Annotated in this window: 9 protein-coding genes and 1 tRNA gene; 7 read left to right on the top strand and 3 right to left on the bottom strand. The window is 54.6% G+C overall.

The window, feature by feature from the left end; genetic code table 11:
* Positions 1-2 precede the first annotated feature (2 nt).
* Together MJ257_RS11835 and MJ257_RS11830 are read right to left on the bottom strand one after the other, a co-directional pair.
* On the bottom strand, positions 3-1,049 hold the full coding sequence (locus tag MJ257_RS11835) for a YkvI family membrane protein (protein WP_240269429.1): 1,047 nt from the start codon (positions 1,047-1,049) through the stop codon (positions 3-5).
* Between the two features lie 491 nt (positions 1,050-1,540).
* Entirely contained in the window at positions 1,541-1,711 is a 171-nt protein-coding gene (locus tag MJ257_RS11830) for a hypothetical protein (RefSeq protein ID WP_240269428.1), read from the bottom strand.
* Between the two features lie 149 nt (positions 1,712-1,860).
* On the opposite strand from MJ257_RS11830, the gene MJ257_RS11825 reads away from it, so the two are divergent.
* The 4 genes from MJ257_RS11825 to MJ257_RS11810 all read left to right on the top strand — a co-directional run bounded on the left by MJ257_RS11825 (position 1,861) and on the right by MJ257_RS11810 (position 3,644).
* Positions 1,861-2,433: a xanthine phosphoribosyltransferase gene (locus tag MJ257_RS11825; protein ID WP_178022908.1), complete on the top strand. Its 573-nt coding sequence runs from the start codon at positions 1,861-1,863 to the stop codon at positions 2,431-2,433.
* Between the two features lie 102 nt (positions 2,434-2,535).
* On the top strand, positions 2,536-2,868 hold the full coding sequence (locus tag MJ257_RS11820) for a hypothetical protein (protein ID WP_178022909.1): 333 nt from the start codon (positions 2,536-2,538) through the stop codon (positions 2,866-2,868).
* A gap of 150 nt (positions 2,869-3,018) precedes the next feature.
* Entirely contained in the window at positions 3,019-3,234 is a 216-nt protein-coding gene (locus tag MJ257_RS11815; RefSeq protein WP_240269427.1) for a hypothetical protein, read from the top strand.
* A gap of 65 nt (positions 3,235-3,299) precedes the next feature.
* A complete protein-coding gene (locus MJ257_RS11810; protein ID WP_240269426.1) occupies positions 3,300-3,644 on the top strand; it encodes a carboxymuconolactone decarboxylase family protein in 345 nt (114 codons plus the stop codon).
* Positions 3,645-3,665: 21 nt separating this feature from the next.
* Here the strand turns inward: MJ257_RS11810 and MJ257_RS11805 are convergent, their stop codons facing one another.
* Positions 3,666-4,097 carry a YhjD family protein gene (locus MJ257_RS11805; RefSeq protein WP_240269425.1) on the bottom strand — a complete coding sequence of 144 codons (432 nt, stop codon included), beginning with the start codon at positions 4,095-4,097 and terminating at the stop codon, positions 3,666-3,668.
* Positions 4,098-4,259: 162 nt separating this feature from the next.
* Here MJ257_RS11805 and MJ257_RS11800 point away from each other — a divergent pair.
* The 3 genes from MJ257_RS11800 (at position 4,260) to MJ257_RS11790 (ending at position 6,820) form a co-directional block, all read left to right on the top strand.
* Positions 4,260-4,344, top strand: a tRNA-Leu gene (locus MJ257_RS11800).
* Positions 4,345-4,520: 176 nt separating this feature from the next.
* Positions 4,521-5,858, top strand: coding sequence for an alpha/beta hydrolase (locus tag MJ257_RS11795; RefSeq protein ID WP_240269424.1), 1,338 nt, complete (start codon positions 4,521-4,523; stop codon positions 5,856-5,858).
* Positions 5,855-6,820 carry a LacI family DNA-binding transcriptional regulator gene (locus MJ257_RS11790; protein WP_240269423.1) on the top strand — a complete coding sequence of 322 codons (966 nt, stop codon included), beginning with the start codon at positions 5,855-5,857 and terminating at the stop codon, positions 6,818-6,820. The genes MJ257_RS11795 and MJ257_RS11790 overlap by 4 nt, the downstream gene beginning before the upstream one ends.
* The last annotated feature ends 119 nt before the right edge of the window (positions 6,821-6,939 follow it).

Here is a 6,939-nt window from a genome sequence, read left to right as displayed (position 1 = left end):
GGTTAGCCCACGGGGGTTTCTTTTCGCCGATACAATCCCAGCATCAGCGCCCACAACAAACTGAACAGGCCAAACACGGGATAGAGCACGGACAGCAGGGAACTGAAGCCAAACTGGCTGGTGATATAACAGATACACAGGATCGTGACCGAAATCAGCATCGGCGGGACCTGAATCCGCTGCTGCAACTGGAGGGTGACCCCATATACATCGGCGACGAAGGTGCTGAAGATTTCCATGAAAATGAGCAGGACGTAAATCAGCTGAATCGTTGTGCCTAGCTGTTGGGCAATGCTGCCCATCGGGATTTCGTACTGTACGATCCCTGGCATATAGGCCGATAAAGCAAAATGACCGGCCATTAACATAAAACCAACGCCCAACCCGCCGAGAACACCGCCCAGAACAATGACGCGGCGGCTTTCGGTATGGCTGCCGATCGGCACGAGCACGGCCTGAGCCATCGACAGGTTAAACGCGGAATACATCAGCGGTGACGCCCAGGCCGCGATCAGCGCAGTGTCCGTCTCCAGCGTCAGGAAGCGGGCCGCTCCCGGGGAGCCGGCGGTATTCGTAATGATCGCGAGCGAGAGGATCAGCATCATCGGCACTACGATGGAGTTCAGCTGCAGCACCCCATTGATTCCCCGGCCCAACAGAAGGTAGGTGAAAATCAAGGTGATCCATAGGCCTGTCTGATAATGAAGCCCCAAGTGTTCCATAAAAACGGAGCCGGCTCCCGCAAGCATCACGCTGTTGACGCCGATGAGCACGATCAACGTAAACAAGCTGAGCGCCTTGCCGACCCGTTCGCCGAACAGGCGTCGGTTCAGATCCTCATAAGAAGCGGCTTTGATATCGCGGGCGAGCAGCATCATTTTGGTACCGAGCCAAACAAACAGCACCGTAGACAACAGGATCGTCAAGACGCCCCATTTGCCGTACCGGGTGAAAAACTGGAGAATTTCCTGTCCCGTCGCGAAACCGGCGCCAACGACGGTGCCGATATAAGTGAAGGCGATCTGCAGAACTTTTACGGCATTTTTCATGGTTTTCCCCCCGGTTCTTGTGCTATATATAGTACAGGGTATGTTGTCCAAGAACGGGACATGACTTAAACCTATGAGGTCGTCCAAAAAGTCGTCTTTCGATCACGAGGCGAATCATGAAGCTTACTCGACGTCGAATCTTGAACTCAGCCGGGCCTTCCGTTGCTCACGTAGGTCTGCCTACGCTCCGCTACTCAGTCCCTGGCTTCGTCCAACCTTCTCGGTGCTGGAAAGCCGCCTTTTTGAACCATTATTGAAGGGGTCGTCCAAAAAGTCGTCTTTCGATGCTCCTTGAGGTGGCTGCACCAGTTTTCGTCAACCTAACGGAACTCAGAGACGTTATTGGCTGGAGGATGGGGAGTTTCAGATTCTAACGGAACGAGGAGGCCTTATTTGGGGAAATTCTTGTTCATTAACCGCCAAAGTGGCCCAATAAGGTCTCTGTGTTCCGTTAGAACGGGAAATAGTCGGGAAATGTGCAAATAAGGGCGCTACGTTCCGTTACGCTCAGTCGACGCCGACGGCCGCACCGCCGCTCGCCCGGCTCTCAGCCGTACGTCGTTCAGCCGATTGCTGTTCTTTCGAACGTCGCTCATCCGAACGTCGTTCAGCCGTTTGCTGTTCATCCAAACGTCGCTCATTCGAACGTCGCTCAGCTGCACGCCGGTCAAGCCATACGTCTTTCATCCGCTAGCGAGTCAACCGCACCGACTTTCAGTCGCACGCCGCTCAGCCGCACGCCACTCGCGACGGCGCCCGGAACCTGACTTTTTGGACTGGACTTTATAGATCATGATCTGGAGGAAATCAAATGGAGTTGTTAAAACAAAAGATCGTAGAGCAAGGGGTCATCGTCTCGGACCAGGTGCTGAAGCTTGACGGACTGCTCAATCATCAGGTTGATCCGCAGCTGACGATGCAGATGGGCAAGGAATTTGCCAAGCGGTTTCGCGATCAAGGCGTCACCCGCGTCATTACGGTGGAGTCGTCGGGGATCGCCGTGGCGTTTGCCACCGCCTACGAGTTGGGCGTTCCGCTCGTTTTTGCTCGGCGGAAGAAGACGCTGCTGGCCGAGCCGGACATGTTATGCGAGCGGGTACCATCGTTTACGAAGGGCATCGTCACGGACATTTTGGTATCGCGCGATTTTCTTGGAGAGAATGACCGGGTGCTGTTTATCGACGACATTATCGCCAACGGCGACGCGGCCCGGGGATTGATCAAAATCATCGCCCGTTCCGGAGCGGAGTTGGTGGGAGCCGGGATCGTCATCGAGAAATGCTTTCAGCCCGGAGCCCAGGCGATTCGCGAGCAAGGCATCCGGCTCGAGACGCTGGCGCGTATCGCATCGCTGGAGGGCGGACAAATAACGTTTGCCGACTAGGGACAAATAGGCACAGAAAAAACAGCCAAATTTCGGTTAATCCTTTGCAGGCCCCCTTTTTTTCGCTATAATGAGGATTACTAGGGAGAGGAGGCTTAAAGAATGGGGAAAGAATTGGCAGTAGACGCGGAGTTTTTTCTTTCGAAATTGTCCGAAGCGAAGGTTACTTTTGAACGTGCCCTGGATTGCAAACATACCGAGTTTGATGACCTTTATCCCTATATGCTTGAACATCCTCAGTTTTTCTGGTACAAACGCTATGTAGCATGGTCGCAATTGTTGACGATAGCCGGGCTGTGCCAAGAGCTCGAAGTGCCCTGGAAGGAACAGTTCAGTCCGCAACAAGTAGGGTATTTGGAACAAAGAGTCATGTCGGCGAAAGTGCTTGATTTCTGGTTCGAAACGAACGACAGCCGGGAGCACGCCTCGCGTTAAGCGGCCTCATCCAATTTCGGCGCCGCACCGGTTGCTGGATGCATCCAAAGCCATCGAAGTCCCGCTGGTACGCCGGCGGGGCTTTTTTTGCTAGGGTATAATCGGAGTTATCTTTGCCATGACTAAATTTCAGGAGGTGGACGTATTCGCATGATTTCAGACGAAACATTGGACCAATACCGGCTATCCGGAGAAAAAGTACGCGTCGTGCGCGACGGGATTCCGGAGAACGACGTGCGGGGAATCGTGGTGGCCTGGGACGACACGCATGTGTTAATCCGCAAGCCGAATCGCAACGTGGTGAAGTTGGATCGCAATTACATTTACCAACCGTCGAAAGAACCAAGGATTTCGCCGGTGGATTAGCATATTTTTGACCGGGCGGGACATCGTATAAGTGCGAGTACAATAGCCAGGAAAGGATGTTTCGCATGTCGCTGGTCAGCGAGAAAATAAGAGCCTATAAAGACGAGATCAACCGATTCGGGGAAACCTTGCCGAAGGTAACCGAAGCGTACCATACGTTTACCGGGGAAAGCCTCTCGGACGGAACGCTGGATGCCAAGACGAAGCAATTGATCGCCCTGGGTATCGCGCTTTCGACGAACAACGAAATTTGTACCTTCTACCATGCCGAAGAGGCGAGGTCCAAAGGGGCGACCGATGCGGAGATCCTCGAGACGGTAGCCGTCGCTTCGGCTGCCTTGGCTGGGAACGCGCTATCCCAAGGCGTCACCCGGGTACAGGAGGCTTTGACCGTCCCGCATGTTCAATAAACTTCTCTGGAAGAGGGAACCTTAAGGTAGCTGATGCACCTTAAGGTTCTCTTTGTCTTTACGCTCCGAACGGGACGAACCGGGTGCCGGGGCGCTTCCGTTCAAGTAAGCGCGCATCCGGGAGGACACCTCGCGCTGCAGACCCGCCCACAAGATCCGCATCTTCCCGTGATACCCCCGGCAGCGGTATTCGGCCTGAATGCCGTTCTCGTCCTGACGGATCCGCTCGATTTCGATATTCCGCTCGCGGAACTTGCCGTGAATCTCCGTGAGGACTATCGCCACGCGGCGTTCACCGCCGCGGATGAGATCGACGTAAGCTTCGGGGCTCTTCAACAGCCCGCTCTGTTCGAGAATCCGGGCATCCCGCTCGAATACTTTCTGCAAAAAACCAAGCAGCAACGCGCTCTTAATTAGCGCCAGTTCCTCTTCCTTGATGCCGGGTACAGCCATCGAACAACACCTCTTTATGCGAACTTATGTTCTTATCATACCCCAGCCTAACGCCTTTAATCAAGCGCAACCCTTGAAAGTTTTGCATTGACTTCTTTATGGTGGACGTGGTATGATCTATCTTGTCGCCGCAAAAGTTAACTTTTGCTCGATACCCAATATGCGGTCGTGGCGGAATTGGCAGACGCGCACGGTTCAGGTCCGTGTGGGCTAACCCCCCGTGGAGGTTCGAGTCCTCTCGACCGCATCTAAAGAAGAGCCCTTGATTTGCCTTGTCGGCAATCAGGGGCTTTTTTTGTGCTGATCTGTGGCAGACCTCGTTGACAGTAACCAAAGACTGGAATAAAATCAACTTAACTTAAACGTATAAGTGATTATCATTAATCGATTAAGTGAATATGATCAACCGGGGGATGGTTACGGATGGGAGCGGAAATCGTCACGCTTTCTAATGTGTATTCGAAGCATTTGGGCAACTCGCGGGATATTTATGTCTATTTGCCCCCTTCTTATGGAGAAGCGGCGAATCGCCGGTATCCGGTGATTTATGCGCAGGACGGACAGCATATGTTCGCATCGGACGGGATGGGGGGCTCGTGGGAGATGCACCGGACGGCGGAGCGGCTAAGCAAGGAAGGCCGGATGCGGGAAGTGATTATCGTGGCCGTTTCGTCGATTTCGGATCAACGGATAGTGGAATATTTCCACGAACATCCGGGGGTTCGTGAAGCATTCCACGCATCCTGCAAGGGGGAGTTGTACGAACGGTTTCTCATCGAGGAGCTGAAGCCGATGATCGATAGCCGATTTCGCACTTTGACGGATCGGGAGCATACCGCATTAATCGGTTCGTCCGCGGGCGGGCTTGTCTCGTACCATATTGCTTTTCGGAGGCCGGACGTATTCGGGCAGGTTGCAATTCTGTCGCCTTTCTTGGTGCATACGGTGGTGAACGAGCAGGGAGACGGTACGAACAAGACGGAACCGTTGCGCGAACTTAAACTATATCGCTCCTATCCGGTCAAGCCGCCAGCGGTGCGGGTTTGGGTCGATGTCGGCGGAGCGGAAGGGCTGATCATGCCCCGTCATGTACGGGCCTTCGTCGACGAGCTGATCGAAGCCGGATTTAAGCCGGGCGAGGATTTGATGTTTTTGCTCGACGAGGCGGCCGGTCACTCTCAGTTGGATTGGGCAAGACGACTGCATAACCCGCTGCTGGATCTATTCGGCGAGATCGGCCGTCCCCGCAGCCTGCGGCTGGCGGGGAGGGAGCGGGTCGGATTGCAGGGACTAAGGGTTCAGTTGTATCCGAAGGTGACCTATGACTCGGGCTTCGAGATCAATCTGCTGGCGGCGGAATATACGGTGGGCCGTCCGGAAGTGTTGAGGATCGGCTCGGACGGCTTAATCGTTCCGCTGATGGAAGGGACGACCGAAGTCGCGGTCAGATACGGCGGCCTTGCCGAATCGGCGTACTTCGAGGTCGTCCCTGAAGTGTCGGATCACGTGCGGGTTGAAATCAGCGTGACCGTGCCGCCGTCAACTCCGGTTGATGCCCGAATCCATGCCGGACTCGAAATTCCGAAGGTCCGGGACGGTTTTTACAAAGGGTGCTTTGTGCTGCCAAGAGACTTGGCGTTTGATGTGAAGGTATCGCGGGGGTTCGGTATTCATGAGCGAAGGGAAACGAGCCGGCGATTCGACACCACGGAGCCGGTTAGCCTTCATTTCATCGTAGAGAAGTGGGAGGACTTGCCGTGAAAAAAGCAACGATGAAGGATATCGCCCGCGAAGCGAAGGTTTCGGTGGCGACGGTAAGCTATATCCTGAATAAAGTGGATAATCAAAAAATTACGGACGAGACGCGCTGCCGGGTGCTGGAGGCCGCTGATAAGCTGAATTATACCCCGAGCCTTACGGCACGTTCGCTCGTCAGGGGGAAGTCCGGCATGGTGGCCTTGCTCTTCAGCCGCAGTGAGCGGGACGGGTTATGGAAGCAGCTGTATTACGGCAGGCTGGCCGAGCGCATGGAAGCGCTCTGCAAGCAAGCAGGCTACCATCTGCTCGTCCTGGGGATGGACGCGGAGCGGCCAAGTCCGGAAATCATCCGGCAGCGGGAGGTTGACGGAGTACTGTTGGCCGGTGTGAAGAAGGAGGCTTTTCGGGATGTATCGATCCACTTCAAGATCGGAGTTCCGATCGTCCTGCTGGACAACCATATCGACGATCCGTTGTTTCACAAGGTCGTGATCGACTACCGGCAAGCGTTCGCCTTATGGAGAGCGCGATCGGCCGGTAGAGGCGGACGGCGCTTCCTGGTGCTGGACGCCTTCCTTAACGAAAGCACGATGAGGACGATTGTGGACGCGGCGCAGCTTGATCCGGAATCGGTCTTCGTGCTGATGGCCGACAACGCGGACGATTTGCCCGATTTTTTGGCGCGGCATCAAGGAGGCTGCGGCACGGTGCTGAACGAATTTGTTGGCGTGTTCGTGGCTAACGCCTCGCAAGGGCTGGAGATTGAGCTGACCGTCTTCTGCACGAGCGGGTGTGCGGAGCTGCTGCCTCCGAACGTCCGTACGTTAAGAGCGGAAGAGAATCGGGGACAGCTCGAGGTTGCCTTTGAACTGATGCGATTTTATATCGAATCGAAAGGAAATGACCCCGAACATGTAAGCTCGGGAGAGGGTTACGGCGAGTACGTCCCCATTCCGCTGCAGTAAAACCATCCTATTCGGTAAAACCGTCTAACGGTATAAAAATGGGTACTATATAACACGAATGTGCGTACTTACGGATCCGTTTCTTAGACGATATACTTGCAAACGTAGTGATCCAACTG

This window comes from Paenibacillus timonensis (assembly GCF_022427145.1).
Lineage (GTDB): Bacteria > Bacillota > Bacilli > Paenibacillales > Paenibacillaceae > Fontibacillus > Fontibacillus timonensis.
Note: the sequence above shows the minus strand (reverse complement) of the source record. Positions and strands in the feature narration are given on the sequence as shown.